Source organism: Xanthomonas sp. DAR 80977 (genome assembly GCF_041240605.1).
Lineage (GTDB): Bacteria > Pseudomonadota > Gammaproteobacteria > Xanthomonadales > Xanthomonadaceae > Xanthomonas_A > Xanthomonas_A bundabergensis.
Genome location: NZ_CP162487.1, coordinates 4,974,339 through 5,001,060, shown reverse-complemented (window position 1 = coordinate 5,001,060; position 26,722 = coordinate 4,974,339). Strand labels below are relative to the sequence as shown.

The 26,722-nt window shown below is 69.8% G+C and carries 26 protein-coding genes; 18 read left to right on the top strand and 8 right to left on the bottom strand.

What is annotated here, in order from left to right; translation table 11 throughout:
• Positions 1 to 819, bottom strand: a complete 819-nt coding sequence (locus AB3X10_RS21295; RefSeq protein WP_369977380.1) for an HDOD domain-containing protein — start codon at positions 817 to 819, stop codon at positions 1 to 3.
• 804 nt (positions 820 to 1,623) lie between these two features.
• On the opposite strand from AB3X10_RS21295, the gene AB3X10_RS21290 reads away from it, so the two are divergent.
• Entirely contained in the window at positions 1,624 to 2,118 is a 495-nt protein-coding gene (locus AB3X10_RS21290) for a hypothetical protein (protein WP_369977379.1), read from the top strand.
• Between the two features lie 71 nt (positions 2,119 to 2,189).
• On the opposite strand, the gene AB3X10_RS21285 is transcribed toward AB3X10_RS21290, so the two are convergent.
• Positions 2,190 to 2,621, bottom strand: a complete 432-nt coding sequence (locus AB3X10_RS21285) for a hypothetical protein (RefSeq protein WP_369977378.1) — start codon at positions 2,619 to 2,621, stop codon at positions 2,190 to 2,192.
• 46 nt (positions 2,622 to 2,667) lie between these two features.
• The gene (locus tag AB3X10_RS21280) at positions 2,668 to 3,141 is read right to left on the bottom strand and encodes a DUF1456 family protein (RefSeq protein ID WP_369977377.1); all 474 of its coding nucleotides are present in this window, start codon (positions 3,139 to 3,141) and stop codon (positions 2,668 to 2,670) included.
• A gap of 151 nt (positions 3,142 to 3,292) precedes the next feature.
• Here AB3X10_RS21280 and AB3X10_RS21275 point away from each other — a divergent pair, with 151 nt between their 5' ends.
• From AB3X10_RS21275 to glpK, 5 genes are all read left to right on the top strand, one after another.
• Complete coding sequence (locus AB3X10_RS21275) at positions 3,293 to 3,952, top strand: hypothetical protein (protein WP_369977376.1); 660 nt, start codon at positions 3,293 to 3,295, stop codon at positions 3,950 to 3,952.
• A 70-nt stretch (positions 3,953 to 4,022) separates the two neighbouring features.
• Complete coding sequence (locus AB3X10_RS21270) at positions 4,023 to 4,877, top strand: DeoR/GlpR family DNA-binding transcription regulator (protein WP_369977375.1); 855 nt, start codon at positions 4,023 to 4,025, stop codon at positions 4,875 to 4,877.
• A gap of 352 nt (positions 4,878 to 5,229) precedes the next feature.
• The gene (gene glpD, locus AB3X10_RS21265; RefSeq protein WP_369977374.1) at positions 5,230 to 6,744 is read left to right on the top strand and encodes a glycerol-3-phosphate dehydrogenase; all 1,515 of its coding nucleotides are present in this window, start codon (positions 5,230 to 5,232) and stop codon (positions 6,742 to 6,744) included.
• A gap of 181 nt (positions 6,745 to 6,925) precedes the next feature.
• Positions 6,926 to 7,744, top strand: coding sequence for an MIP/aquaporin family protein (locus AB3X10_RS21260; protein WP_369977373.1), 819 nt, complete (start codon positions 6,926 to 6,928; stop codon positions 7,742 to 7,744).
• Positions 7,745 to 7,840: 96 nt separating this feature from the next.
• Complete coding sequence (gene glpK, locus AB3X10_RS21255) at positions 7,841 to 9,340, top strand: glycerol kinase GlpK (RefSeq protein ID WP_145703633.1); 1,500 nt, start codon at positions 7,841 to 7,843, stop codon at positions 9,338 to 9,340.
• Between the two features lie 118 nt (positions 9,341 to 9,458).
• Here the strand turns inward: glpK and AB3X10_RS21250 are convergent, their stop codons facing one another.
• Both AB3X10_RS21250 and AB3X10_RS21245 read right to left on the bottom strand, forming a co-directional pair.
• Positions 9,459 to 9,671 (bottom strand): hypothetical protein, encoded by a 213-nt coding sequence (locus tag AB3X10_RS21250; RefSeq protein WP_369977372.1) that lies wholly within the window; start codon positions 9,669 to 9,671, stop codon positions 9,459 to 9,461.
• A gap of 109 nt (positions 9,672 to 9,780) precedes the next feature.
• Positions 9,781 to 11,904 (bottom strand): methyl-accepting chemotaxis protein, encoded by a 2,124-nt coding sequence (locus tag AB3X10_RS21245; protein WP_369977371.1) that lies wholly within the window; start codon positions 11,902 to 11,904, stop codon positions 9,781 to 9,783.
• 244 nt (positions 11,905 to 12,148) lie between these two features.
• Between AB3X10_RS21245 and AB3X10_RS21240 the strand changes: the two genes are divergently transcribed.
• From AB3X10_RS21240 to AB3X10_RS21230, 3 genes are all read left to right on the top strand, one after another.
• The gene (locus AB3X10_RS21240) at positions 12,149 to 12,712 is read left to right on the top strand and encodes a peroxiredoxin family protein (protein WP_369981930.1); all 564 of its coding nucleotides are present in this window, start codon (positions 12,149 to 12,151) and stop codon (positions 12,710 to 12,712) included.
• A gap of 3 nt (positions 12,713 to 12,715) precedes the next feature.
• Positions 12,716 to 12,931: a hypothetical protein gene (locus AB3X10_RS21235; RefSeq protein ID WP_185821341.1), complete on the top strand. Its 216-nt coding sequence runs from the start codon at positions 12,716 to 12,718 to the stop codon at positions 12,929 to 12,931.
• Between the two features lie 104 nt (positions 12,932 to 13,035).
• The gene (locus AB3X10_RS21230) at positions 13,036 to 13,686 is read left to right on the top strand and encodes an HAD hydrolase-like protein (RefSeq protein ID WP_369977370.1); all 651 of its coding nucleotides are present in this window, start codon (positions 13,036 to 13,038) and stop codon (positions 13,684 to 13,686) included.
• A gap of 19 nt (positions 13,687 to 13,705) precedes the next feature.
• On the opposite strand, the gene AB3X10_RS21225 is transcribed toward AB3X10_RS21230, so the two are convergent.
• Entirely contained in the window at positions 13,706 to 15,184 is a 1,479-nt protein-coding gene (locus AB3X10_RS21225; protein WP_369977369.1) for a hypothetical protein, read from the bottom strand.
• A gap of 321 nt (positions 15,185 to 15,505) precedes the next feature.
• On the opposite strand from AB3X10_RS21225, the gene AB3X10_RS21220 reads away from it, so the two are divergent.
• The 5 genes from AB3X10_RS21220 to AB3X10_RS21200 all read left to right on the top strand — a co-directional run bounded on the left by AB3X10_RS21220 (position 15,506) and on the right by AB3X10_RS21200 (position 20,659).
• Positions 15,506 to 16,531, top strand: coding sequence for an aldo/keto reductase (locus AB3X10_RS21220; RefSeq protein ID WP_369981928.1), 1,026 nt, complete (start codon positions 15,506 to 15,508; stop codon positions 16,529 to 16,531).
• A complete protein-coding gene (locus AB3X10_RS21215; protein ID WP_369977368.1) occupies positions 16,528 to 17,382 on the top strand; it encodes an amidohydrolase family protein in 855 nt (284 codons plus the stop codon). The genes AB3X10_RS21220 and AB3X10_RS21215 overlap by 4 nt, the downstream gene beginning before the upstream one ends.
• 51 nt (positions 17,383 to 17,433) lie before the next feature.
• Positions 17,434 to 18,180, top strand: a complete 747-nt coding sequence (locus AB3X10_RS21210) for an SDR family oxidoreductase (RefSeq protein ID WP_369977367.1) — start codon at positions 17,434 to 17,436, stop codon at positions 18,178 to 18,180.
• Positions 18,181 to 18,216: 36 nt separating this feature from the next.
• Positions 18,217 to 19,074, top strand: coding sequence for a fumarylacetoacetate hydrolase family protein (locus AB3X10_RS21205; RefSeq protein ID WP_369977366.1), 858 nt, complete (start codon positions 18,217 to 18,219; stop codon positions 19,072 to 19,074).
• 265 nt (positions 19,075 to 19,339) lie between these two features.
• The gene (locus AB3X10_RS21200) at positions 19,340 to 20,659 is read left to right on the top strand and encodes an L-fuconate dehydratase (RefSeq protein WP_369977365.1); all 1,320 of its coding nucleotides are present in this window, start codon (positions 19,340 to 19,342) and stop codon (positions 20,657 to 20,659) included.
• A 585-nt stretch (positions 20,660 to 21,244) separates the two neighbouring features.
• Here the strand turns inward: AB3X10_RS21200 and AB3X10_RS21195 are convergent.
• Together AB3X10_RS21195 and fucP are read right to left on the bottom strand one after the other, a co-directional pair.
• Positions 21,245 to 21,610 carry an L-rhamnose mutarotase gene (locus tag AB3X10_RS21195; protein WP_369977364.1) on the bottom strand — a complete coding sequence of 122 codons (366 nt, stop codon included), beginning with the start codon at positions 21,608 to 21,610 and terminating at the stop codon, positions 21,245 to 21,247.
• Position 21,611: 1 nt separating this feature from the next.
• A complete protein-coding gene (fucP, locus tag AB3X10_RS21190) occupies positions 21,612 to 22,925 on the bottom strand; it encodes an L-fucose:H+ symporter permease (protein WP_369977363.1) in 1,314 nt (437 codons plus the stop codon).
• Positions 22,926 to 23,216: 291 nt separating this feature from the next.
• On the opposite strand from fucP, the gene AB3X10_RS21185 reads away from it, so the two are divergent.
• From AB3X10_RS21185 to mdcC, 4 genes are all read left to right on the top strand, one after another.
• Entirely contained in the window at positions 23,217 to 23,972 is a 756-nt protein-coding gene (locus AB3X10_RS21185; RefSeq protein WP_369977362.1) for an IclR family transcriptional regulator, read from the top strand.
• 88 nt (positions 23,973 to 24,060) lie between these two features.
• A complete protein-coding gene (locus AB3X10_RS21180) occupies positions 24,061 to 24,501 on the top strand; it encodes a hypothetical protein (protein ID WP_369977361.1) in 441 nt (146 codons plus the stop codon).
• A 202-nt stretch (positions 24,502 to 24,703) separates the two neighbouring features.
• Complete coding sequence (gene mdcA, locus AB3X10_RS21175) at positions 24,704 to 26,347, top strand: malonate decarboxylase subunit alpha (RefSeq protein WP_369977360.1); 1,644 nt, start codon at positions 24,704 to 24,706, stop codon at positions 26,345 to 26,347.
• A gap of 9 nt (positions 26,348 to 26,356) precedes the next feature.
• On the top strand, positions 26,357 to 26,671 hold the full coding sequence (gene mdcC, locus AB3X10_RS21170) for a malonate decarboxylase acyl carrier protein (protein ID WP_369977359.1): 315 nt from the start codon (positions 26,357 to 26,359) through the stop codon (positions 26,669 to 26,671).
• The last annotated feature ends 51 nt before the right edge of the window (positions 26,672 to 26,722 follow it).

The following is a 26,722-nucleotide window of genomic DNA, read 5'->3' as shown; positions in this document are numbered from 1 at the left end:
TCAGCGCAGCATTTCGGTGAACGCGCGGTCGGCCTCGATCACGTCCGGCAGCGCGGCGAACAGCGCGTCCAGGTCCACGTCGTCCAGCAGCGGGCCGCTGACCGCCTGCCGCGCTTCCGCGGTGGCGCCGTCGAAACGCTCCAGCGCATCGGCGACCAGCGCCGCCTGCGCCACCACGCGCGGCATCGGCTGGCCTTCCGGCGCCTGCAGCGGCCGCGCCTGGTAGGCGATCGCGGTCTGGATCACCTCCGGCAGGTGCCAGCGCCGCGCCAGTTCGGCGCCCACTTCCGGGTAGCCGAAGCCCAGCTGCACGGTCTCGTCGGCGGCGCGGCCGCTGGAGGACGCGTCCGGGTGCAGCTGCGCCGCATAGTCGGGCGCGCCGGTCTGGATCAGCAGCTCGCCGATGTTGTGCATCATCCCGCAGGTGAACGCGGTTTCCGCGTCCAGGCCCTTCTGCCGGGCCAGCAGCCGGCATACGCCGGCGACCTCGAAGCTGTGCAGCCAGAACGCGCGCAGGTCGAAATGGGCCGGAGCATGGAAGGCGTCGGTCATCGACGAGGCCAGCACCAGGGTGCGCAAGGTGTTGAAGCCCAGCCGCAGCGCCGCATCCTCGACACTGGTCGAATCGCGCGCGCCACGGAAGCGCGCCGAGTTGGCCAGGCGCAGCACCTTGGCCGCGATCACCGGGTCGCGCTCGATGCTGCGGGCCACGCTGTCCAGGCTGGTGGTGGGATTGTCGAATTGCAGGATCAGCTCCTGCGCCACCTTCGGGATGGTCGGCAGGGTGTGCAGCTGGTCGAACAGCACCTCTAGTTTCATGTGGGGACCTCAAGACAGAGCGGGAAGGGACACCGTCGGCGCAGGGGGTCGGCGGCGCCCGCCAGGGGCGGCGAACCCCGCGCATCGTAGACCGAATCGCGGCATGGGGCGTGCACACCGTCGGGCATGCTCCGTCCTGGCGGTGGCGGCTGGACACTGCGTCCCGGGTATGAACAATGCGCCGCGGAGCGCCCTGGCGGTCGGGCCATCGGAATCCGCCATGGCGCCCCGATCAATCCGCAGGGGCCTCACTCGGCCCCCCGGCGCCGGGCCTCGGCAGTGTCCGCAGGCGAACGCCCGGCCGCGTCGCTGCGCTGCGATCGCGGAGCGCCCTGGCGGTCGGGCCATCGGAATCCGCCATGGCGCCCCGCTCACTCCGCAGGGGCCTCACTCGGACCACCGGCGCCGGGGCCTCGGCGGTGTCCGCAGGCGAACGCCCGGCAGCGTCGCCGCGCTGCGATCGCGGAGCGCCCCGGCGGTCGGCCCATCCGAATCCGCCATGGCGCCCCGCTCACTCCGCAGGGGCTCACTCGGCCCCCCGGCGCCGGGGACTCGGCGGTGTCCGCAGGCGAGCGCCCGGCCGTGCCGCCGCGCTGCGATCGCCGTGGCCGCTATCGTGGCGCGGCGCCGAACAGCGGCGCGGCCGCATCGCCGGGTGCCGGGCGACGGGCAGGCGATCCGGTCCGCCGCCGGCGCGGCGTGTCATCCCGTTGTCACCGGACTGACCCAAACTCGCCGGACTGGGGAGCCGGTCCCATCGGGCCGCGTGGCCTTGCTCATCCGCGAAGGCGGCAGGATCGAACGATGAAATACGTGGTGCTGGCGCTGGCATGCGCCCTGGCGGCACCGGCTGCGCTGGCGCAGTCGGGGTATGTGGAGATCGAGCGCCGGCTCAGTGCCGAGCAGCTGCGCGAGGTCGGGCTGACGCCGACCCAGCTGACCACCCTCAACCGCCTGCTGCGCGACGCCGATGCGCGCGAGGCGGCGCAGGCCCCGGCGCGACCCGCCGCGCCGATGCCGGCGACCGCCGCCGGCGACAGCCAGGCCGAGCAGGGCATGATGATCGGCCTGGACGACGGCCCGATCAGCGCCCGCGTGCAGGGCGAGGTCGCCGGCTGGGCGCCGGGCACCGTGTTCGTGCTGGACAACGGCCAGCAGTGGAAGGTGCTCAAGGGCAGCATGACCCTGCGCACCGCGCTGGCCTCGCCGGCGATCAAGGTCGTGCCCGGCATCGCCGGACGCTGGTTCCTGCAGGTGGACGAAGACCTGCCGAAGGCGCGGGTCTACCGGATCCGCTGAGCGGCCCGCGGCGCGGCGCACGCGGCGCCTGGCTGCGCGTGCCGGCGGTGCCGGTACGCAGCGACATCGCCTCAACTTGCGTGCTCGAAGGCCTCCAGCAACTTGGCGCCCAGCCGTGCGTCATCCATGCCGCAGTGGATCGTGTGCTCGTCGCTGTCCTCTCCGCCGTCGTGGCGGAAATCGACGCATGGGATAAAGGCAAGCGTATCGCCGGCCCATTCGATGCCGACGGCTTTTGCCTTCTTGCCGAGGGCGGCCCAATTTTTGACGCCGGCGGCGTGCAGGATCGGACGCTGGATGTGCTTCCATTCGGACTGCGGCGGGTGCGCGACGTCTTCGATCGAATGGTCGAGCGATTGCCTGATCGCGCTTGCCAGCCCGGCTGGATCGTCCGCGGGGATGGAGAGAACCTCCCCATGCGCGATCCACAGGCTGGTGTCGGTCAACGACATCGCCTGCAGCAGGACGGTTCCCTGGATCCTGTAGGCGGCCACCTTCTTCATCCTGGCTCCGGGTCCTGTCCTGCCATCGGCCGCGGCGCGACCTGCCTCAGCCGGCCGCGCGCATGCGCAGCGTCAGCCCCTTCAGGAAATTACGCAGCAGCTGGTCGCCGCACAGGCGGAAGTTCTTGTGCTCGGGCTGGCGGAACAGCGCCGACAGCTCCGGCTTGGAGACCGGGAAGCCGGCGTCGGCGAAGATCTGGTGCATGTCCACGTCCTTGAGCTGGAACGCCACGCGCAGCTTCTTCAGCACCACGTTGTTGGTGACCCGGGTCTCCACCGGGCGCGCCGGCAGGCTGTCGTCGCGGCCGCGGTAGTGGAACACCAGCCCGTCGAGGAAATGCGCCAGGACCAGGTCGCTGCATTCGACGAAGCCGTCCTCGTCTTCCTTCTTCAGGTAGGCCGGGACTTCGCTCCTGTCGATCGGGAAGGCCGGGTCGGCCAGGTGGACCGTGTCCACGATCATCTGGTCGCTCAGGTCGAGCATGTAGCGGATGGAGCGCAGTACGTCGTTGTTGATCATGGCCGGTCCGGTGCTGCCGGTGGCGTCCGGCGGGGTGCGTAGTCTAGCGGCAGCCGCAGCGCGGTTCGTGGGGCGGTTCACAGGCATGGCCGGGACGCGTCTGTAGGACTGGAGCCGATGCGCTCCATCTCCAGGGTCGCAGGGGCGGACGATGCACGGTTACACGGCGCGGCGCAGCTACCGGCAGAGCGGGTTTGCCCTGGAGCTGTATCCGTATCTGGCGGTGTCCGGAAACCTCTTCGGAGACGGCGCGAGACTGCGCTACGGCGCCGATTTTCGCCTGCGTTTCGGCCGCGATCCGCCGCAAATGCGGCAACTGGGCCTGATCCAGCTGTGCTTTCCGCAGGCCAGTGGGGTAGGGCACGGCCGGGCCGGCCCCTGGAGCGTCGACAAGCGTGCAACCGACTCGGCGCAGCTGCCGCTCACGCGCTGCCTGTACGGCGAGCCGGACGCCCGCGTCGGTGCGCATTCGGCGTACTACGCCGGCCAGCCCGTGCGCACCGTAGGCGCCACCGACTGCAGCCTGATCGGCACGCCGCGCGCGTGCGTTGCCGTCGCGGCAGGCCGCATCGACGGCGAGACGGTCACCCGCTTCGCCAACTACCTGGTCGATCTGGATGGCGGCGGCGTATACGACCAGGGCATCGTCTGGGGCTACCGGGTGCTACAGGATGCCGCGTATCCGGCGCGCCTGTGCATGGACGTCGCCGCACCGGCGGAGTGCAGGCTGAGCGGCAGCGTCGCGCAGCAGGATGCGCTGGCGCGCTTGCTGGGAATGCGCCGCTCCGCGGTCGCCCGCTGGCTGCGCTGATCGGTCCGCGCGCGATGCGGTGGCGGCCGCCGGCGTTTGCATCCGTTCGCGCATGCGCCATGATCGGCGCATGGACAACACGATCCCCAAGCCGAGCGCGGTGCCCGCGCTCAATCCGCGCCAGGAACAACTGGTCGCGCTGGTGCGGCAACAGGGCTATGCCGAGGTGGAAGGGCTGGCCACTCGCTTCGAGGTGACCCCGCAGACCATCCGCCGCGACATGGCGCTACTGTGCGAGGCCGGCCTGCTGCGCCGCTACCACGGCGGCGTCAGCCTGCCCTCGAGCGTGGAGAACCTGGCCTATGCGGCGCGCAAGTCGCTGCAGGCGCAGGAGAAGCGGCGCATCGCCACGCTGCTGGCGCAGCACATCCCCGACGACGCCTCGCTGTTCATCAACATCGGCACCACCAACGAGGACGTGGCGCGGGCGCTGATGGGGCACACCGGGTTGCGGGTGATCACCAACAACCTCAACGTGGCGGTGATGATGAGCGCCAATCCGAGCTTCGAGGTGGTGGTGGCCGGTGGGCGCGTGCGCGGCCGCGACCAGGGCGTCACCGGCGAGGCGACGATCGAGCTGATCCGCCAGTTCAAGGTGGATTTCGGCGTGATCGGCATTTCCGGCATCGATCCGGACGGCACCCTGCTGGATTTCGATTTCCACGAGGTGCGGGTGGCGCAGGCCATCATCGAGCACTCGCGGCAGGTGTTCCTGGCCGCCGACCACAGCAAGCTCGGCCGCAATGCGATGGTCCGGCTGGGGCCGATCGCACGGGTCCAGGCCTGGTTCACCGACCGCGCGCCGCCGCCGGAGCTGGCCGCGGTGCTGGCCGAGGCCGGCACCCGCGTGTTCGTCGCCGAGGGCGAGGAGCGCGGCGAGGCCGAGGCGCACGCGGTGGCCGGCAGCGACGCCGATCCCGACTGAGCGGCGTCGGCCGCATGCGCTGCGCATTGCCGGGAAAAGCGCGCTGCGGCGGTCGCGCTGGTCGGATTTGGACGCGGCGCTCGCCGAACGAACAGGCGTTTCGTGTGCGTTTATGTTCGTATTATTTCGTTATTGTGACGTGAAACCGTGCCAGCGATCGCCCTCCTGGGCGGTAAGCGGGCAAAAATCGGCTGATCCCGGCCTTCTGATCCTCTCGTCTTGTCGTCGCCCGCCTCGACGCTACGCTGCACTGCAGCGTGATATGTTCGAAAATGTTCGTTTACGATCTTTTCGTCCTCCGTCGTGACCCAGGCGCTTGCCGCCGGGGACGCGGCGCTTCCGGAGTCAGGCAATGAGCGAGATCTACGATGTGCTGGTGGTCGGTGGCGGCATCAACGGGGTGGGCATCGCCCGCGATGCGGTGGGCCGTGGCCTGTCGGTGTGCCTGTGCGAGCGCGACGACCTGGCCTCGCACACCTCCAGCGCCAGCACCAAGCTGATCCACGGCGGGCTGCGCTACCTGGAGCAGTACGAGTTCGCGCTGGTCGGCAAGGCGCTGGCCGAGCGCGAGGTGCTGCTGCGCCTGGCCCCGCACATCATCTGGCCGCTGCGCTTCCTGCTGCCGCACCAGCCGCACCTGCGGCCGGCGTGGATGATCCGCACCGGCCTGTTCCTGTACGACCATCTCGGCCGCGGCCGCCGCACCCTGCCCGGTTCCCGGCGCATGGCGCTGCGCTCGGACCCGGTCGGCGCGCCGCTGCGCGAGGAATTCCGCACCGGCTTCGTCTATTCCGACGCCTGGGTGCAGGACGCGCGGCTGGTGGCGCTCAATGCGCTGGATGCCGCGCAGCGCGGCGCGAAGATCCTGACCCGCACCCGCTGCGTCGCCGCGCGCCGCGTCGGCGGCCTGTGGCAGGCGACGCTGCAGCACGCCGACGGCCGCCGCCAGGAGCTGCAGGCGCGCGCGCTGGTCAACGCCGCCGGGCCGTGGGCGGTGCAGTTCCTCGACGACGTGGCCAAGGTCGGCCACGACCACGCGCTGCGCCTGGTCAAGGGCAGCCACATCGTGGTGCCGCGGCTGTTCGAGCACGACCACGCCTACATCTTCCAGCAGCCGGACCGGCGTATCGTGTTCGCGATCCCCTACGAGCACGACTTCACCTTGATCGGCACCACCGACGTGGACTACCGCGCCGATCCGTCCGCACCGAAGATCGATGCCGAGGAGACGCGCTACCTGTGCGAGGCGGCCAACCGCTACTTCCTCAAGCAGATCGCGCCCAGCGACGTGGTGTGGAGCTACAGCGGCGTGCGCCCGCTGCTCGACGACGAGGAGGACAACGCCGCCGAGGTCACCCGCGACTACCTGCTGGAACTGGACGCCGATGGCGGCGCGGCCTTGCTCAACGTGTTCGGCGGCAAGCTCACCACCTACCGCAAGCTGGCCGAGGAAGCGGTAGACCGGCTGGTCGCGCAGGCCGGGCGCAAGGCGCCGGCCTGGACCGCGCGCGGCGCGCCGCTGCCGGGCGGCGAACGCCGCGACATCCGCGCGCTGGCGCAGGAACTGCACGCGGCGCGGCCGTGGCTGGGCGAGGCGACCGCCACGCGGCTGGCGCGCAACTACGGCACCCGCGCCACGCTGCTGCTGGGCGAGGCGGCCTCGCTGCAGGAGCTGGGCGCGCATTTCGGCGCCGACCTGTACCAGGCGGAAGTGGACTACCTGCGCCGGCACGAATGGGTGACCGAGGCCGACGACCTGCTGTGGCGCCGCAGCAAGCTCGGCCTGCGCATCGACGCGGCCGGGCGCCAGCGCCTGATCGACTATCTGCAGCAGGCGCCGGCCGCGGTGGCCGCCGCGCCCGCATGAGGCAAGCAGCGCGGCCGGCGTGCCCTGTTCCGGGCGCCGGCCGCGCCTGCGCAATCGCCGCGCGCATCGGCATCCGCCGCCGCGCGCGAACCTGGGAACGACCGTGGAGGGTGGCAGGCATGGGCAAGACGACGACAGGCACGACCGGCAAGACGACGACAGCGGTGCGGGAGCGAGGCGCATGAACCGGCAACTGCTCGGCGAACTGATTTCCGAGGCGGTGGCGATGGTGATCATCATCGCCTTCGGCTGCTCGGTGGCGTGCATGTACGTGCTGTACGACCCCAGTCCGTACCAGAACGCCTACTGGGGCGTGTGCATCGCCTGGGGCCTGGCGGTGACGATCGCGATCTACGTCACCGGCTCGGTCTCCGGCACCCACGCCAATCCCGCGGTGACGCTGGCGCTGGCGGTGTTCCGCGGCTTCGCCTGGAACAAGGTGCTGCCGTACTGGGCGGCGCAGGTGGTCGGCGCGTTCCTCGGCGCGGGCATCGTCTACCTGCTGTTTTCGCCGGTGATCGACCACTACAACCAGGCGCATCAGCTGACCCGCGAGGCGGGCGGCGCGGCCGGCGTGTTCTTCACCGCGCCGGGCCTGGCGATCACGCCGATGCACGCGCTGCGCGACCAGGTGATCCTGACCGCGTTCCTGATCTTCGGCATCTTCGCCATCACCGAGCGCTACAACGAGGCCGCGCCCACCGCCAATTCCGGCGCGCTGATCATCGGCCTGCTGGTGGCGACCATCGGCGCCTCGATGGGCTACCTGGAAGCGTGGGCGATCAACCCGGCGCGCGACTTCGGGCCGCGCCTGTTCGCCTACTTCGCCGGCTGGGGCTCCTCGGCGCTGCCGTCGGCCAACAGCTACTGGTGGATCCCGATCGTCGGCCCGCTGATCGGCGGCGTGGTCGGCGGCGGCGCCTATCAGCTGCTGATCTATCCGTTCCTGCCGGCGCGGGTGAAAGCGCTCGAGGAAGAAGCGGCCTCGCGCCGGGCCTGAGCCGGCGCGCGCCAACCGGTGCCGGCGCCGCCGGCACGCTCCCACCATTCCGGGCGCCGCCGCGGCGCGCGCCCCACGACCCCGCAGGAGTCACCGATGGAAAAGAAATTCATCCTGGCCATCGACCAGGGCACCACCAGTTCGCGCGCGATCCTGTTCGACCGCAAGGGCCACATCGTCGGCATGGCGCAGCGCGAGTTCGGGCAGATCTTCCCGCAGCCGGGCTGGGTGGAGCACAACCCGCGCGAGATCATGACCAGCGTCTACACCACGATCACCGAGCTGCTCAACAACCAGCAGGTGGACGCCAGCGCGATCGCCGGCATCGGCATCACCAACCAGCGCGAGACCGCGGTGGTATGGGACCGCGCCACCGGGCAGCCGATCTACAACGCCATCGTCTGGCAGTCGCGGCAGACCAAGGACATCTGCGAGCAGCTCAAGGCGGCCGGCCACGAGGACATGGTGCGGGCCAAGACCGGCCTGCTGATCGACGCGTATTTCTCCGGCACCAAGGTCAAGTGGATCCTCGACCACGTCGAGGGCGCGCGCGAACGCGCGCAGCGCGGCGAGCTGGCGTTCGGCACCATCGACAGCTGGCTGATCTGGAACCTCACCGCCGGCAAGGTGCACGTCACCGACTACACCAACGCCTCGCGCACGCTGCTGTACAACATCCACGAACTGCGCTGGGACGAGGAACTGCTGCAGATGCTCGACATCCCCGCCTCGATGCTGCCCGAGGTGCGCTCCTCCAGCGAGATCTACGGCACCACCCAGGGCCAGTATTTCTACGGCCACGAAGTGCCGATCGCCGGCATCGCCGGCGACCAGCAGGCGGCGCTGTTCGGCCAGGCCTGCTTCGAGCCGGGCATGGCCAAGAACACCTACGGCACCGGCTGTTTCATGCTGATGAACACCGGCGAGAAGGCGGTCGCCTCCAACACCGGCCTGCTCACCACCATCGCCTGGGGCGTGGACGGCAAGGTCGAGTACGCGCTGGAAGGGGCGATCTTCGTCGCCGGGTCGGTGGTGCAGTGGCTGCGCGACGGCCTGCGCATGTTCGGCAAGGCCAGCGATTCGGAAGCCTATGCCGAGCGCGCCGGCGACAACGACGGCGTGTACTTCGTGCCGGCCTTCGTCGGCCTGGGCGCGCCGTACTGGCGCAGCGACATCCGCGGCGCGGTGTTCGGCCTGACCCGCGGCACCACCAAGGAACACTTCATCCGCGCCGCGGTGGAGTCGATGGCCTACCAGACCCGCGACGTGCTGACCGCGATGCAGGTCGATTCGGGCATCGAGCTGAAGGAACTGCGCGCCGACGGCGGCGCGATCAGCAACGACTTCATGGCCCAGTTCCAGAGCGACATCCTCGACGTGCCGGTGCTGCGCCCGGAAGTGGCCGAGACCACCGCGCTGGGCGCCGCCTACCTGGCCGGCCTGGCGACCGGCTTCTGGAAGGACCGCGCCGAGATCGCGCAGCAGTGGGCGGTGGACCGCCGCTTCGAACCGCGCATGCCGGCCGAACGCCGCGAGGAACTGTACGCCGGCTGGAAGCAGGCGGTGGAAGCGACGATGGGGTTCCGCATCCGCTAGCGCTCGCCAACGCTTCCCTTGCTCCCTGCAGGAGCGGCTTCAGCCGCGACCGGGGCTTTCCCGGGAAAGCTCCGGTCGCGGCTGAAGCCGCTCCTGCAGGGGTTTGCGGGGCCTGACGCTATACGTACTGCGTCGGCCCGCGCGGCCCCGGCACCGGGGCGTCGACATCGCCGACCGGATCGCTGATCGGCGGGATGGTCGGATCGATCGGCTGGTCGGGGATCGGATCCACCGGCCGGTCCGGCATCGGGTCCACGCCGGGATTGGGCACCTGGCCCGGCACCCCGTTCGGTGGCTGCTGCGGGTCCTGGCCTGGGTTGGGATTCTGCATCTGCATGTTCTGCCTCGCGCTTGCGGTAACCAGCGTGCACCGTGCGCGCCGCCGCGAACGCAGCGCGTGAAGCCGGAGGCAAGGGCGGATGAAGGCGCGCGCAGGCGGCTTATGCCGCGGCCGCCAGCCCGCGTTTGCCTGCGCCGGTGCGGAACACCGCCACCGCCGAACTCAGCCCGTTGGCCTGTTCCTCCATCGCGCGCGCCGCCGCGGTGGCTTCCTCGACCAGCGCGGCGTTCTGCTGGGTCGCCTCGTCCATCTGGGTGACGGTCTGGTTGACCTGCTCGATGCCGGACGATTGTTCCTGCGAGGCGGCGGAGATCTCGCCCATGATGTCGGTCACGCGCTGCACCGAGGACACGATGTCCTGCATGGTGTCGCCGGCCTGGCGCACCAGCGCCGAGCCGTTGGACACCTGGCCGATCGACGTCTCGATCAGCTCCTTGATCTCCTTGGCCGCGTTCGCCGAGCGCTGCGCCAGCATGCGCACCTCGCTGGCGACGACCGCGAAACCGCGGCCCTGTTCGCCGGCACGTGCCGCTTCCACTGCCGCGTTGAGCGCCAGGATATTGGTCTGGAAGGCGATGCCGTCGATGACCGAGATGATGTCGGCGATCCTCTTCGAGGAGGTCTCGATGCCGTTCATCGTGCTCACCACCTGGCCAACCACCACGCCGCCCTGCGAGGCGACCGAGGCCGCGCCGATGGCGAGCTGATTCGCCTGCCGCGCATGCTCGGCGTTCTGCTTGACCGTGGACGTCAGTTCCTCCATCGAGGCGGCGGTTTCCTCCAGGCTGGCCGCCTGCTGTTCGGTGCGGCGCGACAGGTCGTCGTTGCCGGCGGCGATCTCGCTGGCGGCGCTGTTGATGCTCATCGCGGCGGTCTGGATGCGGCCGACGATATCGGCCAGTTGCTCGGCGGTGGCATTGGCATCGTCGCGCATGGTCGCGAACACGCCGTTGAACTCGCCGTGCATGCGCGCGGTCAGGTCGCCGGCGGCGATGGACCGCAACAGCTTGGACAGCGCGTCGAGGTTGCCGTCGGCGGTGGCCATCAGCCGGTTGAGGCCGTCGATCATCGCGCGGAAGTCGTGCTGGTGGCCGGCCGCATCGCCGCGCCGCGAGAAGTCGCCGGCCGAGGCCGCCTCCACCAGGGCGCGAATCTCGCCGTTGATCGCCATCAGGTTGCGCTTGGTCGCATCCATTGCCTCGGTGATCTGCGCCTTCTCGCCGGGCAGGCGCGCCATGTCCACCGACATGTCGCCGATCGCATAGCGCTGCATCGTTTCCAGCATCTGCTGGATCAGCTGCACCTGTGCGCCGATCAGGCCGTTGGTGTCTTCCACCATGCGTCCGTACGCGCCCGGGAACGCGTCGGCAGTCATGCGGTAGCTGAGCTGCCCGGCTTCGTGGCGCTGCGCCATTTCCGCTTGCGCGGTGGAGACCGACGTCAGCGTATCCACCACCTGTCCCATCGCCTTGCCGAGCATGCCGATCTCGTCGCGGTTGCGCACGTTCAGCGTGGCGACCAGTTCGCCGGAGGCGACCGAGCGCGCGGTACGCGCCACCGCCTCGATCGGGCGCACCACCGAGCGGCGGATCCACCAGCCCACCGCCAGCACCAGCGCGAATGCGGCGGCCACGGTCAGCGCTGCCGAATACACCAGGCTGCGGCGCGCGGTTTCGGAATTGCGCCGTACCGCCGCGTCGGCCAGCAGCTTGCTGCGCTCGACCAGCGCCTGCAGCGTGTCGCTGGGCTTGCGGTCCATGCCGCGCACCGCATCGTCGCCGACTCGGGTGTCGTAGCCGGCGGCGGCGAAGCCCTGCAGCGCGCCGCGGTAATGCTGTTCCAGCAGCTTGTGCTGTTCGGCGAACTCGCGTGCCAGCGCCGCGGCCTGTGGGTCGGCCAGGGCCGTGGCCAGGGCCTGGGTGGCGCTGGCGACCTCACGGCCTTCCTTGTCGAAAGCGGCCAGATACTTGCTGCGCATGTCCTCGGCGTGGCCGCGGATCAGCACGTTCTTCCATTCCTGTACCTGCATCCGGAAATGGCGGCTGATCTCCTCGCTCGCCGACGCCTGCGCGACCTCGCGCGGCACGTCGGTGGACAGGTTGAGCCAGGCCGAGCCGAGCCCGGCCAGGGCGCACAGCAGGACCACGCCCAGGCCCAACGCCAGGGCGGTCAGCAGCTTGGTCTGCAGGCTGACGAATGCAGTCGGATTGGAGGAAGTGCGCATGGGGGGCGGTCTTTGGGAGAACGGCTGTACCAGCGGTATCGGCGTGCCGGCGCCGGGCTTGAATGGAATCGCCTGCGCGCCACTGGAATGCGCGCCTGCGGCAAAGCGTGATTGCCTCCCCAGCATCGCCACGCGGGCAAAATAACTGCGCGGCAGGCGTTGACCGCGGCGATGCGGCTGCGCAGCCTGCAGCGACACGGCACGAGGCGCAGCGCGCATGGCACGTCGTTTTCCCTGGAGTTGGCTGGCGCTGCTCGCGGCCTGTGCGCTGGTGGCGGTGCTGGCCTGGCAGAACCGTGCGCTGCGCGAAGAGCGCCGCTGGTTCGTGACCCGCACCACCGAGCCGTACCTGGGCATGTACGTGCCGCGGATCGCGGCGACCGCGCTGAACGGCGCGCCGCTCACCCTGGGCGTGCCGGCGGCGGACGCGCAGGTGCTGTTCTTCTTCACCACCACATGCCCGTACTGCAAGCGCTCGGCGCCCGCGGTGGTGCAGGCGGCGCAGCGCCTGGCCGAGCAGGGCGGCGGCCGCGTGCAGGTGCTGGGCGTGTGCCAGTGCAGTCCCGACCAGGCGCGTCGCTATGCCATCGAGCACCGCTTCCCCTTCCCGGTGACCACGCTCACCGATCGCCGCGCGCTGATGCTGTTCCGCGCGCGCAACGTGCCGCTGATGCTGGCGCTGGACCGCGATGGACGGGTGCGCTACGCGCGCGTCGGCGTCTTCGATACCACGGAGCGGGTGCAGGACCTGGTGGCCGCAGTGCGACGCACGGAGGCGCCGGCGGCTTTTGCAACTGTCGAGGAGTGACTCATGAAACAGCGTTGGACAGCATTGCGCAACGGGATGGTCGCGGCCGTGTTCCTGGCCTGCATGGGCTTCGGCGCGGTGCAGGCGACCGCGGGCGACGGGATCGAGAAGGACGCATCCTGTAGCGCCTGGGCGTGTCAGCAGGAATGCGCGCCGTTCGGCGGCGAGCTGGGGCCGGGCGGGCCGGGCAAGCCGCTGGTCTGCTACTGCTGCGGTTGAGCGGGCGCCGGGGCCGGCGGCGGCCGGCTCCGGCTTAACCGCGCGCCGCGGCGGAGCGCGGCCGGCCTGGCGACGCGGCCGGCGCTGCGGCATGCTGGCGCCGCATGCAGCGCTACGACCTGGTCATCTTCGATTTCGACGGCACCCTGGCCGATTCCTTCGCCTGGTTCCTCGACACCATCAACGACGTCGCCGACGAGTTCGGTTTCCGCCGTTTCGAGCCGGAGCGGCTGCAGGACATCCGCAGCCTGAGCGCGCGCGAACTGATGGCGCGCAGCGGCATCCGCTGGTGGCGGGTGCCGGCGGTGGCGCGGCGCATGCGCGCGCTGATGGCCGCGCAGATCGAGCGCATCGCGGTGTTCGACGGGGTGGCCGAGTTGCTGGACGCGCTCGCGCAGGCCGGCGTGCACCTGGCGCTGGTGACCTCCAACAGCCGCGACAACGTCGAGCGCGTGCTCGGCGCCGAACTGACCGCGCGCTTCCGCCACATCGGCTGCGGCGCCGCCGTGTTCGGCAAGCGCCGCAAGCTGCGCGCGGCGCTGAAGGCCTGCGCGGTGCCGGCCGCGCGCGCGCTGTGCGTGGGCGACGAGATCCGCGACGCCGACGCCGCGCACCAGGCCGGCATCGCCTTCGCCGGCGTCGGCTGGGGCTACACCTTGCCGGCCGCGCTGCAGCCGCACACGCCGCTGCCGCTGCTGCGGCGCCCGGCGGACCTGTGGGCCTTGCTCGACGGGCCGGAGCACGCCATCGCGTGAGCAGCGTGACCAGCTGCGCTCATCTGAAAGGCCGCAATTCGTAGCCATGGTCTACAAATCCATAGCGCTTCTTGAGATGGGTCTCGAGCGATTTAGCCGCGTCGCTGCCGCTCCAGTCGGAGAGTACCTTGCCACTGCCTGATACATAGATCCATTTTGCATAGCCTTTTTTGATCCACCAGTCCATGAACATCGCGGAGACCGGATTGCCCTTGCCGCTGGCGCTGCCCATGTTCAGCAGTGCGCCAAGATTCGGACCCCTGGTATTGGCCGGGTCATCGCTGATCTCATACAGGGCCCGTTCCACCAGCGCATCGAACGAGGTATCGAAGCCGACCCATTGCGGGCTGGCCGCGGAGATGCCGCGGCGTCCGGACAGGTCGCCCAGGTAGAGCAGGGATGTATCGGCTTCGGATATCGTGGCCTCGTAGGCACGTGCGTTGTCGCGCAGGCGGCGGCCGGTGTCCTCGCAGCAGCGCAGGGCGTAAAGTCGGGAGTAGCCGGCGATGGTTTGAAAGAGTGCTTCGGTGGCGCGGCGGTTGGCTTGCAGCAGCAGGTCGGCCAGCGGCTTGCCCAGCTCCATCCAGTGGCTCCACGCATTGGTCGCGTCGATCTGCGCCATGTCCGCGAGCCTTTTCAGCAAGTGGTCAGTGGCGTCAGGGACAAGCGTCGGATCGGCACCGTTGGCGACGCCGCGCACGCATGCGTACCAATGCTGCAGTGCCACCAGGAATGGCTGCAGCACAGGATCGTGGATCACCGCCTCGCCCTCGTTTTCCCCTTCCGCGATGCTGTCGTCGAGCTGGTCCGCCGCCGCCTGCAGGGCAGCGACGAGCTGCGCGGGAGCGTACAGCAAGGCCCGCTGGCCGCGGCTGATCCAGCTGCGGCAAACCGCTTCGATCCAGTGCTTGGCCAGCGTTTGGTAGTAACTGCGAACGAGATCGGGATCCGGCGTGCCGTGGCCGCCGTCGAGGCTGACCACGCTGCGGGCATCGCTGTCGGTCCATTCGAATCCGCGTGGAGCGCTGATGCGGTGTACGTAGACGCCGTGCAGATTGAGTTCGGTCCACAGCGTGTGCAAATAGGTATCCGGCTTCAATGGCGCACGTGCGTCCAGCTCCTGTCCAATGCTGCAGCCATACAGATAGAGCGCGATGTGCAGCGGCTGGATGCGCTTGCTCTGGGTGTGCAGCCACGGTTGCAGGAGTTGCTGGATGCGTGCGGCGAGTTCGCGTGGCTTGGACTTGGAGAATCCGCCCGACCCCGCATGGCCGACCACATTGATGCGGACGCTGCTGTCGAACGAGGTCAGCAGTTGCGGATCGGGTTGGGTGCCGGGCGTATCGAAAAGCCGCAGTTGCGCCAACGCATAGTCGATCTCGCTCTCGTTGACGCAATTGCGAAAGTCGTTGGCCGAAACGCAGCCGTTGGGCGGGATGGCGAACGACTGGATGCGCTGATCCTCGGGGACGGCGGTCAGGGTCTTGGTCCAGGGCATCGCGGCGAGCTCGTTGTCGGGTGCCGCTAAAGGACGTTGCCGAGCGCCCGCTGTGAACCGTTCGTCCGCTGCCGGCGGCGCGGATGTCGGATGTTGCACCGCGGCGTTGATTGTTCACTTATGATTGCTATATTCATATACGAACAGCCGGCAGGCGGCGCCAGCCTTCAGGGCGACGCGGTCCGGCCACCATCCGATCTGGCCCCCAGGTGGGCGGAGGCGTGGCATGCGCAATCCCAGCAGTCCCCGAGTCGGCAAGCCGAGCGGGCGCCTCGCGTCGGCGATCTATCGAGGTCGGCGCCGGTGCCGTTGAACGCCGCCATCGCCGACGCCGCACCCGGCGCGGTCGCGCCGCGCCCACTGGGCCGCAGCGGCGTGCGCATCGCCACGCTGGGCTTCGGCGCCGCGCCGATCGGCAACCTGTACGCGGAAGTGGACGAGGCGGTGGCGCTGGCCGCGGTCGCCGACGCCCATGCCGCCGGCATCCGCCATTTCGACACCGCGCCGTACTACGGCTACGGCCTGAGCGAGCGCCGGCTCGGGCAGGGCCTGCGCGGGCTGCCGCGCGCCAGCTACACGCTGTCGACCAAGGTCGGGCGCCGTGTCTTCGACGATGCGGGGGCCGCGCCGGGGCGCGATGGCTTCGCCGTGGCCGGGCGCAGCGCCACGTTCGACTACAGCCGCGACGGCGTGCTGCGCGAGTTCGAGGCCAGCCTGCAGCGGCTCGGCACCGATCACGTGGACGTGCTGCTGCTGCACGACATCGGCCGGCTCACCCATGGCGAGCGCCACCCGGCGATGCTGCGCCAGGCGCTGGACGAAGCCTTGCCGGCGATGGCGGAGCTGAAGGCGAGCGGCGCCTGCCGCGCGATCGGCATCGGCGTCAACGAGGAAGACATCGCGCTGGAGCTGATGCCGCTGTTCCCGCTGGACTGCGTGATGCTGGCCGGCCGCTACACCCTGCTCGAACAGCACGCGGCGCAGCGGATCATGGCGCAGGCGTTGCAGCGGCAGGTCGGCATCCTGGTCGCCGGCCCGTACAGCTCGGGCCTGCTCAGCGATGCGCGCGGCCCTGGCGACACCTACAACTACGCGCCGGTGGATCCGGCCACGCTGGCGCATGCGCAGCGCCTGTTCGCGGCCTGCGCGGCGCAGGGCGTGGACGTGGGCGCGGCGGCGCTGCAGTTCCCGCTCGCCCACCCGGCGGTCGCCGCGGTGGTCGCCGGCATGCGCACGCCGGCCGAGGTGGCCAGCGCCGCCGCGCGCCTGCGCGCGTCGATCCCGCCCACGCTGTGGCACGTGCTGCGCGAGCAGGGCCTGCTGCAGGCGCAGGTGCCGACGCCGTGAACGTGGTCGATGCGCACGTGCATTTCTGGCAGCTGGCGCGCGGCGACTACGACTGGCTGACGCCCGATTTCGCCGCGCTGTACCGCGACTTCGTACCCGCCGACCTGATCGCCGCGCTCGATGCGCACGGCGTGGACGCGATCGTCGCGGTGCAGGCGGCGCAGACCGAAGCGGAAAGCCGCTACCTGTTGCAGCTGGCGCGCGCGCAGCCGCGCATCGCCGGCGTGGTCGGCTGGGTCGATTTCGAAGCCGGCGACGTCGCCGCGCGCATCGCCGCGCTGTGCGCCGAGGGCGACGGCCTGCTCAAGGGCCTGCGGCCGATGGTGCAGGACCTGGCCGATCCGCAGTGGCTGGCGCGGCCGCAGCTGGATCCCGCGTTCGACGCGATGCTGCGCCACGACCTGGCGTTCGACGCGCTGGTCAAGCCGCTGCACCTGCCAGCCCTGCAAACGCGATTGCAGCGCCACCCGCAGTTGCGGGTGGTGCTCGACCACGCCGCCAAGCCGGCGATCGGCGGCGACGGCTTCGCCGCCTGGGCCGATGGCCTGGCGCAGCTGGCGCAACAGCCGAACGTGCTGTGCAAGCTGTCCGGCCTGCTCACCGAACTGCCCGCCGACGCCGATGTCGCCGCGATCGCGCCGTACGTGGCGCAGGTGTTCGCCTGCTTCGGCGCGCAGCGGGTGCTGTGGGGCAGCGACTGGCCGGTGCTGACCCAGCGTGCCGGCTACGGCGACTGGTTCGCGCAGGCGCAGGCGCTGGTCGCGCGCCATGCCGCCGCCGGCGCGGCCGACGTGTTCGCCGGCAACGCCCGCCGTTTCTACCGCCTGCCCGACCCGATTCCTTCCCCCTGATCGAGAGTGTCCCACCATGACCACGTCCGCGTTCCACCCCCGGAGCCGCCCATGAGCGGCCGGCTGCAAGGCAAGCGCTGCCTGATCACCGCCGCCGGCGCCGGCATCGGCCGCGAGAGCGCGCTGGCCTTTGCGCGCGAAGGCGCGCAGGTGCTGGCCACCGACATCGATGCCGCCGCGCTGCAGGCGCTGGCCGCCGAGTCCGACGCGATCGCCACCCAGGTGCTGGACGTGACCGACGCCGCCGCGATCCAGGCGCTGGTCGCGGAGAACCCGCCGTTCGACGTGCTGTTCAACTGCGCCGGCTACGTGCACCAGGGCAGCATCCTCGACTGCGACGAGCCGGCCTGGCGGCGCTCGTTCGCGATCAACGTCGATGCGATGTACTACCTGTGCCAGGCGGTATTGCCGGGCATGCTGGAACAGGGCCGCGGCAGCATCGTCAACATGTCCTCGGTGGCCTCGAGCATCAAGGGCGTGCCGAACCGCTTCGCCTACGGCGTGACCAAGGCCGCGGTGATCGGGCTGAGCAAGGCCATCGCCGCCGACTACGTGGCCAAGGGCATCCGCTGCAACGCGATCTGTCCGGGCACGATCAAGACCCCGTCGCTGGCGCAGCGCGTGCAGGCGCTGGGCGGCGACGAACAGGCCGTGTGGAAGAGCTTCACCGACCGCCAGCCGATGGGCCGCCTCGGCGACCCGCGCGAGATCGCGCAGCTGGTGGTGTACCTGGCCTCGGACGACGCCTCGTTCACCACCGGCCAGACCCACATCATCGACGGCGGCTGGTCGAACTGACCAGGCGCGCCCATTTCCCTTCAGAGAGGACACCCCATGAAACTGCTGCGCTACGGCGAACCCGGCCACGAACGCCCGGCCCTGCTCGACGCCGACGGCCACCTGCGCGACCTGTCCGCGCTCATCGACGATGTCGCCGGCGAGCACCTTACCGCCGCCGGCCTGGACAAGCTGCGCGCGCTCGATCCGGCCACGCTGCCCAAGGTGGAAGGCGAGGTGCGCTATGGGCCGGCCGTGGGCCGCGTCGGCAAGTTCATCTGTGTCGGCCTCAACTACGCCGACCACGCCGCCGAGTCGGGCATGGCGGTGCCGGAGATGCCGGTGTTGTTCATGAAGGCCACCACCGCGATCAGCGGCCCCAACGACACGGTGACGATCCCGCGCGGTTCCAAGAAGAGCGACTGGGAAGTGGAACTGGGCGTGGTGATCGGCGATGTCGCCCGCGACGTGTCGCGCGAGGACGCGCTCAAGCATGTCGCCGGCTATGCGGTGATCAACGACCTGTCCGAGCGCGAGTTCCAGCTCGAGCACGGCGGGCAGTGGGTCAAGGGCAAGAGCTGCGACGGCTTCGGCCCGCTCGGCCCGTGGCTGGTCACCGCCGACGAAGTGGCGGACCCGCAGAACCTGTCGATGTGGCTGGAGGTCAACGGCCACCGCTACCAGAACGGCAGCACGCGCACGATGGTGTTCGGCGTGGCCGAGCTGGTCAGCCACATCAGCCGCTACATGACGCTGATGCCGGGCGACGTGATCAGCACCGGCACCCCGCCGGGCGTGGGCCTGGGGCAGAAGCCGCCGATCTACCTGAAGCCGGGCGACGTGATGGCGCTGGGCATCGAAGGCCTGGGCGAACAGCGCCAGGCCGTGGTCGCCCACCCGCGCGACGCGCAATAAAGCCCAAAGCCCCTCTCCCCTCGGGAGAGGGGTTGGGGTGAGGGTGTGGGGCGAAGCCACCTCGCAATGCATCCGGATGCGGTCTTCGCTCGCGCCTTCGCATCCGCGTGTGGGCCACGGCTGCGTGCTTTTACTTCGTTCGTGTTTTGGATGGGCGGCAGCAGCAATGCACTCCCGCACCCTCACCCCAACCCCTCTCCCGAGGGGAGAGGGGCTCTTCACTGCATTTTCTTTTCTTCTTCCCGCCTCACCGACCAGGATCCCCATGAGCAAAATCGTTGCCCTCGAGACCTTCGACGTGCGTTTCCCCACTTCGCGCGAACTGGACGGTTCCGATGCGATGAATCCGGATCCGGACTATTCGGCCGCCTATCTGCGCCTGCGCACCGATGCCGACGACGGCCTCGCCGGCTACGGCCTGGTGTTCACCATCGGCCGCGGCAACGACGTGCAGAGCGCGGCGATCGCGGCGCTGTCGCACCACGTGGTCGGGCGCGACGTGGAGGAGGTGATCGGCGACCTGGGCGGCTTCGCGCGCAGCCTCACCGACGATTCGCAGCTGCGCTGGCTGGGCCCGGAGAAGGGCGTGATGCACATGGCCATCGGCGGCGTCATCAACGCCGCCTGGGACATGGCCGCGCGCCGCGCCGGCAAGCCGCTGTGGCGCTACATCGCCGAGCTGTCGCCGGAACAGCTGGTGGCCACCATCGACTTCCGCTACCTCACCGACGCGCTGACCCCCGACGAGGCGCTGGCGCTGCTGCGCGCGGCCGAGCCGCTGCGCGCCGAACGCCTGCAGACGCTGCTCGAGCAGGGCTATCCGGCCTACACCACCTCGCCCGGCTGGCTCGGCTACTCCGACGAGAAGCTGGTGCGCCTGGCCAAGGAGGCGGTGGCCGACGGCTTCCGCACGATCAAGTTGAAGGTCGGCGCCAACGTGCAGGACGACATCCGCCGCTGCCGCCTGGCGCGCGAAGCGATCGGCCCGGACATCGCGATGGCGGTGGATGCCAACCAGCGCTGGGACGTGGGCCCGGCGATCGCCTGGATGCGCCAGCTGGCCGAGTTCGACATCGCCTGGATCGAGGAGCCGACCAGCCCCGACGACGTGCTCGGCCACGCCGCGATCCGCCAGGGCATCGCGCCGGTGCCGGTGTCCACCGGCGAGCACACCCAGAACCGCGTGGTGTTCAAGCAGCTGCTGCAGGCCGGCGCGGTGGACCTGATCCAGATCGACGCCGCGCGCGTGGGCGGGGTCAACGAGAACCTGGCGATCCTGCTGCTGGCGGCGAAGTTCGGCGTGCGCGTGTTCCCGCATGCCGGCGGCGTGGGCCTGTGCGAGCTGGTGCAGCACCTGGCGATGGCCGACTTCGTCGCCATCACCGGCAGGATGGAGGACCGCGCGATCGAGTTCGTCGACCACCTGCACCAGCACTTCGTCGATCCGGTGCGGATCGAACACGGCCGCTACCTGGCGCCGACGCTGCCCGGCTTCTCGGCCGAGATGCACGCGCAGTCGGTCACCCAGTACCTGTATCCGGACGGCCCGTTCTGGAGCGCGGACCTGGCCGCGCAGCAGGCCTGACGCGGCAAGCGTGCGCGGCCCGGTGCCGCGCACGCACCTCCTTGTAGGAGCGGCTTCAGCCGCAACGAACGCAGCGGCGGACATAACGGCTCCGGACGCAGTCGGGACTGAAGTCCCTCCCACAGCGTACCCAGCCCGCTTGCCGCAAGTCCCTGTGGGAGCGACTTCAGTCGCGACGAACGAAGCGGTGGGCGTAACGGCTCCGGACGCAGTCGGGACCGAAGTCCCTCCCACAGTGCATCCAGCCCGCTTGCCGCAAGTTCCTGTGGGAGCGACTTCAGCCGCGACGAACGCAGCAATGGACATAACGGCTCGAGACGCAGTCGGGACCGAAGTCCTTCCCACATTGCACCAGCCCCGCTCGTCGTAAGTCCCTGTGGGAGCGACTTCAGTCGCGACGAACGAAGCGGTGGACGTAACGGCTACGGACGCAGTCGGGACTGAAGTCCCTCCCGCGGTGCACCAGCCCGCTTGCCGCGAGTCCTTGTAGGAGCGGCTTTAGCCGCGGCGCTTCACCGGTAACGTTCTGTCGCGGCTGAAGCCGCTCCTACAGGGTGGTTTCGGCAGGGTGGGGAGCGCAATCGCTCAGTCGTGCGCCTGCGCCGCCAGCGCCGCCTGCAACGAAAAGATCTGCAGCGCCTCGCGCCACTTCTCGCCCGGCGCCGAGCCCGGCAGCGGCTTCTGGAAGCGCCACATCAACTCCTCCCAGGCCTGCACGCGCGGATCGGCCGCATCGGCGGCGGCCTTGGCCGCGGGCGAGTAGTCCTCGTCCACCTCCATCAGCATCACCAGGCGGTCGCCGCAGCGATGGATGTCCAGCTCGCGGATGCCGGCCGCGCGGATCGAGGCCACGATCTCCGGCCACACCGCGTCGGGGCGATGCCAGCGTTCGTACTCGGCGATCAGCGCCGGGTCGTCGTGCAGGTCCAGCAGATAGCAGTGGCGCGGCATCTCAGGCTCCCGCTGCGGTGGCGCGCGCCGCGGCCGCGCGGTCGCGCGCATAGGACGCGAACACCAGGATCACCGCGAAGCACAGCGCCGGCACGGTCATCGCCCAGTGGATGCCGGCGCGGTCGGACAGCGCGCCCATCAGCGCGGTCAGCACCGCGCCGCCGATGATCGACATCACGATCAATGACGAGCCGAGCTTGCGCGCGTCGTCGTTCAAGCCGTCCAGGCCCAGCGCGAAGATGGTCGGGAACATCACCGACATGAACGCGCTGCTGGCCACCAGCGCATACAGCCCGGTCCAGCCCGGCAAGGCGATCGCCACCCCGCACAACAGCAGGTTGAGCAGCGCGAACGCGCCCAGCAGCACCGCCGGCGCCACGTAGCGCAGCATGAAGCTGCCGATGAAGCGGCCGCCCATGAACAGAAACAGCGAGACGGTCAGGAAATTCGCCGCGGTCTTCTCCGGCGTGCCCGGCACCGCATCCTGCAGGTAGCGGATCAGGAAGCTCCAGATGCCGACCTGCGCGCCGACGTAGAAGAACTGCGCGACCACCGCGAACACGAAGCGGCGGTTGCGCAGCAGCGGGCCGAAGTAGGCCTTGCCGCCGCTGGCGGCGGCACCGCTGTCGCGGGTGACCGGGAAGCGGGTCAGCGCGATCAGCAGCGCCCACAGCACCACCACCGCGCCGATGATCAGGTACGGGGTCTGCACCGCGGCCGATTCGGCGGCGAAGAAGCTGGCGCGCGCGGCCGGCGCCATCGCCTGCAGTTCCTGCGGGGTGTGCTCCACGCCGGACAGGATGAAATGCTGGCCGATCAGCACGCCGGTGATCGAGCCCAGCGGATTGAACGCCTGCGCCAGGTTCAGCCGCTGCGCCGCGCCCGCGGCCGGGCCGAGCACGGTGACCAGCGGATTGGCCGTGGTTTCCAGGAACGCCAGGCCGCTGGCGATCACGAACAGCGCCAGCAGGAACAGCCCGTAGGTGTGCTCCTGCGCGGCCGGGTAGAACAGGAACGCGCCGGCCGCGTACAGCAGCAGCCCGAGCACCACCGCCGCCTTGTAGCTGAAGCGGCGCATGAACATCGCCGCCGGGATCGCGAACACGAAGTAGCCCAGGTAGAACGCGCTCTGCACCAGCCCGGCCTGCAGGTCGGACAGCTCGAAGGCCTTCTTGAACTGCTTGATCAGGATGTCGTTGAGGTTGTTCGCCATGCCCCAGAGGAAGAACAGGCTGACGATCAGGACCAGGGGCACGATGGCGGTACGGGCCAGAGTGCCGGGCGCCGCTGTCGCGGTGTCGCTGCTGTAGTGCATGCCGCCTACCCCTCCCAGGATGTGCCGCGTGGCGTTGAGTTGTGGCCGGAGCGTACTGCGGCCGCTGTCGCCATGCAAATATAAAATTCGTGTTTATATTTGCATGGGTGCGTGGTGTCCGATGTCTGGCGCGTGCCGTCATCGCCTGCGGCAACGCCGGTCGGAGTGGGGCGCAACGAGCGCGCCGTCCGGCCATCGCCATGCCAGCCGCAGACCGGATCCGCCGCGCTTCTGTCCACGGGCATTCCCTGTACCCTAGCGCCCTTCCACCCCCTGCCGGGCCTCGACGGAATGACCACGCCCCCGCCCAAGTACCGTGCCCCCGCCCTGGACAAGGGCCTGGACATCCTCGAACTGCTGGCGCGCGACGCGCGGCCGATGACGATGAGCGAGATCTCGCAGGGCATCGGCCGCTCGCGCGGCGAGATCTTCCGCATGCTGCAGGTGCTGGAAGAGCGCGGCTACCTGACCAGGGGGCCGGGCGAGGGCGGCTACGTGCTGACCAATCGCCTGTTCATGCTCGGCATGCAGCAGCCGCAGGTGCAGAACGTCACCGAGGTGGCGCTGCCGGTGATGCGCCGGCTGGCCGATGCGATCCGCCAGCCCTGCCACCTGGTGGCGCCGTCGGACGACCAGATCGTGGTCATCGCGCAGATGGACGTGCCCAGCGACCTGGGCATGGTGGTGCGCCCCGGCCATCGCCGCCCGCTCGCCCATTCCACTTCCGGCCTGGTGCTGTTCGCGTTCCAGCACGAAGACGCGCAGGCGCGGCTGCTGCAGCGCCTGGACGCCGGCGAGGTGGCCTACGACCGTGCCGGCTTCCTCGCCGCCGCCGCGCAGGTGCGCGCGCTGGGCTACAGCATCCACCCCAGCGAAGCGGTGGTCGGCGTGATCGACCTGACCGCACCGATCCTGCAGCACGGCAGCGCCATCTACACGCTGACCGTGCCCTTCATCGAGCGCCGCCCGCAGGAAATCGATGCGCAGGCGGCGATGCAGGCGGTGTGCGCGGCGGCGGCGGAGATCAGCGCGGCGCTGGGCGTGTAGGCTGGCGGCGCAACACACGGTTGGTGTCGTCCATGCAATGCAGCCGAAGCGCCGCGGCCATGCGGCTCCACATCGGGGACGAGCGCGCTTGAACATACTGGACGTCATCTTCCATACCGCGATCGCTGCCTACGTGGTGGCATTCGTGTTTCTGCACCGGCGCAACACACGCAGGATCGAACGCGCCCTGCAGCAGTCCTTTCGGGATATGTCCCTCATCAGCGAGGGTCTTCCTCTCACTGGCGCGGATCTGGTTGTGGTGAAGAAGGCGGGGCATTTCTCCTACTCAAGCTACGACTCACTGCTGATGCCCGATGGCGCGATGACCACCGATGCAGATGCGTTCTGGTACTGCAGCGGCCCCGGCGCGCGCTGGTTCCTGGCGATCCCGTCGGTCCGCGCGCAGCAAGGGCGGGTCGACGTGCAGTGGGTCGTGCGCCCGCTGACCGAGCAGCGCGTGCGCGCCGTGCTGCGCTTCGACCGCGAGGCCTACCGGCGCGCGTTCGGCGCCACGCCTGACAAGATCTAGCGACACGCGCCGCAACGCACCCGCCATGCGGGCGTTGGCCAGCTGCATCGTCGCCAAGCCCAAACGCTGTTTCAGCACCCCCGACAACGCCTGTTGCAGCGCAGCGTGCATTGGTCACGGTTTCATAATTATATCGTAATTACAATTTCGGCCGGCCCGCCGCGAGGCGGAGCCGCCCCTCCATCGGCCGACGGAAAGCCTTATGCCTCAAGACTGGAACACGCTCGCCGACAATCGCCGGCAACGCATGCAGCGCGCCGCCGCCCTGGCGCGCGGGCGGCTGGTGGAGGCCAAGGACGCGGTGGCGCTGCTGGAGGCGGTGATCGAGCCGGGCGACCGCGTGTGCGTGGAAGGCAACAACCAGAAGCAGGCCGATTTCCTATCGCAGTGCCTGACCGAGGTCGATCCGGCGCGGGTGCACGGGCTGCATCTGCTGCAGTCGGTGCTGGCGCTGCCGACGCACCTGGACGTGTTCGAGCGCGGCATCGCCCAGCGCCTGGATTTCTCCTTCTCCGGGCCGCAGGCGCTGCGCCTGGCACGGCTGGTCGCCGACAACCGCATCGAGATCGGCGCGATCCACACCTACCTGGAACTGTTCGGGCGCTATTTCGTCGACCTGACCCCGCGCGTGGCGCTGGTCGCGGCGCAGGCCGCCGACCGCCACGGCAACCTCTACACCGGGCCGAACACCGAGGACACGCCGGTGATCGCCGAGGCCACCGCGTTCAAGGGCGGCATCGTCATCGCCCAGGTCAACGAGATCGTGGACACGCTGCCGCGCGTGGACATCCCCGCCGACTGGATCGGCTACGTGGTGCAGGCGCCGCGCCCGCACTACATCGAACCGCTGTTCACCCGCGACCCGGCGCAGATCTCCGAGATCCAGGTGCTGATGGCGATGATGGCGATCAAGGGCATCTACGCCGAGTACGGCGTGGACCGGCTCAACCACGGCATCGGCTTCGATACCGCGGCGATCGAACTGCTGCTGCCCACCTACGCCGAATCGCTGGGCCTGCGCGGCAAGATCTGCCGGCACTGGGCGCTGAATCCGCATCCGGCGCTGATCCCGGCGATCGAGTCGGGCTTCGTCAAATCCGTGCACTCGTTCGGCTCGGAGCTGGGCATGGAGCAGTACATCGCCGCGCGCGCCGACGTGTTCTTCGCCGGGCCGGACGGGTCGATGCGCTCCAACCGCGCGTTCTCGCAGACCGCCGGCCTGTATGCCTGCGACATGTTCATCGGCTCCACGCTGCAGATCGACCTGCAGGGCAACAGTTCCACCGCCACCCGCGACCGCATCGCCGGCTTCGGCGGCGCGCCGAACATGGGCTCGGACGCGCGCGGCCGCCGCCATGGCAGCCCCGCCTGGCTCAAGGCCGGGCGCGAGGCCGCGCGCCCGGGCGAGATGCCGCGCGGGCGCAAGCTGGTGGTGCAGATGGTGGAGACCTTCCGCGAACACATGGCGCCGGCCTTCGTCGAGCGGCTCGACGCGTGGGAACTGGCCGAGCGCGCGAAGATGCCGCTGCCGCCGGTGATGATCTACGGCGACGACGTCAGCCACGTGCTGACCGAGGAAGGCATCGCCAACCTGCTGCTGTGCCGCAGCGCGGAGGAGCGCGAGCAGGCGATCCGCGGCGTGGCCGGCTACACCGCGGTGGGCCTGGGCCGCGACAAGCGCATGGTCGAGAACCTGCGCGACCGCGGCGTGATCCGCCGCCCCGAAGACCTGGGCATCCGTTTGCGCGACGCCAGCCGCGACCTGCTGGCCGCACGCAGCGTCAAGGATCTGGTGCGCTGGTCCGGCGGCCTGTACGCGCCGCCGCAACGTTTCCGCAACTGGTAAGGGACGTCGATGGAAACCCTTCGCTATCGCTACGACGGGCACCTGGCGCCGAACGGCCGGCGCGACCACGTGCTGGTCGGCGTGGTGTCGTCAGGCAACCTGGAAGTGCTGATCGAACCGCAGGAGCTGGGCGGGGCGATGCAGATCGAGATCGTCACCGCCGCCGACGGCTTCGGCACGATCTGGCAGGCGGTGCTGGACGATTTCGCCGCGCGCCATCCGCTGCGCGACGTGCGCATCTCGATCAACGATGTCGGCGCCACCCCGGCGGTGGTGGGGCTGCGCCTGGACCAGGCGGTGGAAGCCTTGCAGGAGGATGCGTGATGCGGCGAATCCCGACATCCGCAGTCGCCATGCTCTCCGTAGCAGCGGCTT

Excerpts from the sequence above, each read along its gene's own strand:
- mdcC (WP_369977359.1), top strand. The coding sequence starts at position 26,357 with ATGGAAACCCTTCGCTATCGCTACGACGGGCACCTGGCGCCGAACGGC.
- AB3X10_RS21225 (WP_369977369.1), bottom strand. The coding sequence starts at position 15,184 with ATGCCCTGGACCAAGACCCTGACCGCCGTCCCCGAGGATCAGCGCATC.
- AB3X10_RS21280 (WP_369977377.1), bottom strand. The coding sequence starts at position 3,141 with ATGATCAACAACGACGTACTGCGCTCCATCCGCTACATGCTCGACCTG.
- AB3X10_RS21230 (WP_369977370.1), top strand. The coding sequence starts at position 13,036 with ATGCAGCGCTACGACCTGGTCATCTTCGATTTCGACGGCACCCTGGCC.
- AB3X10_RS21250 (WP_369977372.1), bottom strand. The coding sequence starts at position 9,671 with ATGCAGAATCCCAACCCAGGCCAGGACCCGCAGCAGCCACCGAACGGG.
- mdcA (WP_369977360.1), top strand. The coding sequence starts at position 24,704 with ATGCCTCAAGACTGGAACACGCTCGCCGACAATCGCCGGCAACGCATG.
- AB3X10_RS21270 (WP_369977375.1), top strand. The coding sequence starts at position 4,023 with ATGGACAACACGATCCCCAAGCCGAGCGCGGTGCCCGCGCTCAATCCG.
- AB3X10_RS21290 (WP_369977379.1), top strand. The coding sequence starts at position 1,624 with ATGAAATACGTGGTGCTGGCGCTGGCATGCGCCCTGGCGGCACCGGCT.
- AB3X10_RS21210 (WP_369977367.1), top strand. The coding sequence starts at position 17,434 with ATGAGCGGCCGGCTGCAAGGCAAGCGCTGCCTGATCACCGCCGCCGGC.
- AB3X10_RS21275 (WP_369977376.1), top strand. The coding sequence starts at position 3,293 with ATGCACGGTTACACGGCGCGGCGCAGCTACCGGCAGAGCGGGTTTGCC.
- AB3X10_RS21295 (WP_369977380.1), bottom strand. The coding sequence starts at position 819 with ATGAAACTAGAGGTGCTGTTCGACCAGCTGCACACCCTGCCGACCATC.
- AB3X10_RS21195 (WP_369977364.1), bottom strand. The coding sequence starts at position 21,610 with ATGCCGCGCCACTGCTATCTGCTGGACCTGCACGACGACCCGGCGCTG.
- glpK (WP_145703633.1), top strand. The coding sequence starts at position 7,841 with ATGGAAAAGAAATTCATCCTGGCCATCGACCAGGGCACCACCAGTTCG.
- AB3X10_RS21260 (WP_369977373.1), top strand. The coding sequence starts at position 6,926 with ATGAACCGGCAACTGCTCGGCGAACTGATTTCCGAGGCGGTGGCGATG.
- AB3X10_RS21205 (WP_369977366.1), top strand. The coding sequence starts at position 18,217 with ATGAAACTGCTGCGCTACGGCGAACCCGGCCACGAACGCCCGGCCCTG.
- AB3X10_RS21285 (WP_369977378.1), bottom strand. The coding sequence starts at position 2,621 with ATGAAGAAGGTGGCCGCCTACAGGATCCAGGGAACCGTCCTGCTGCAG.
- fucP (WP_369977363.1), bottom strand. The coding sequence starts at position 22,925 with ATGCACTACAGCAGCGACACCGCGACAGCGGCGCCCGGCACTCTGGCC.
- glpD (WP_369977374.1), top strand. The coding sequence starts at position 5,230 with ATGAGCGAGATCTACGATGTGCTGGTGGTCGGTGGCGGCATCAACGGG.
- AB3X10_RS21185 (WP_369977362.1), top strand. The coding sequence starts at position 23,217 with ATGACCACGCCCCCGCCCAAGTACCGTGCCCCCGCCCTGGACAAGGGC.
- AB3X10_RS21235 (WP_185821341.1), top strand. The coding sequence starts at position 12,716 with ATGAAACAGCGTTGGACAGCATTGCGCAACGGGATGGTCGCGGCCGTG.
- AB3X10_RS21200 (WP_369977365.1), top strand. The coding sequence starts at position 19,340 with ATGAGCAAAATCGTTGCCCTCGAGACCTTCGACGTGCGTTTCCCCACT.
- AB3X10_RS21245 (WP_369977371.1), bottom strand. The coding sequence starts at position 11,904 with ATGCGCACTTCCTCCAATCCGACTGCATTCGTCAGCCTGCAGACCAAG.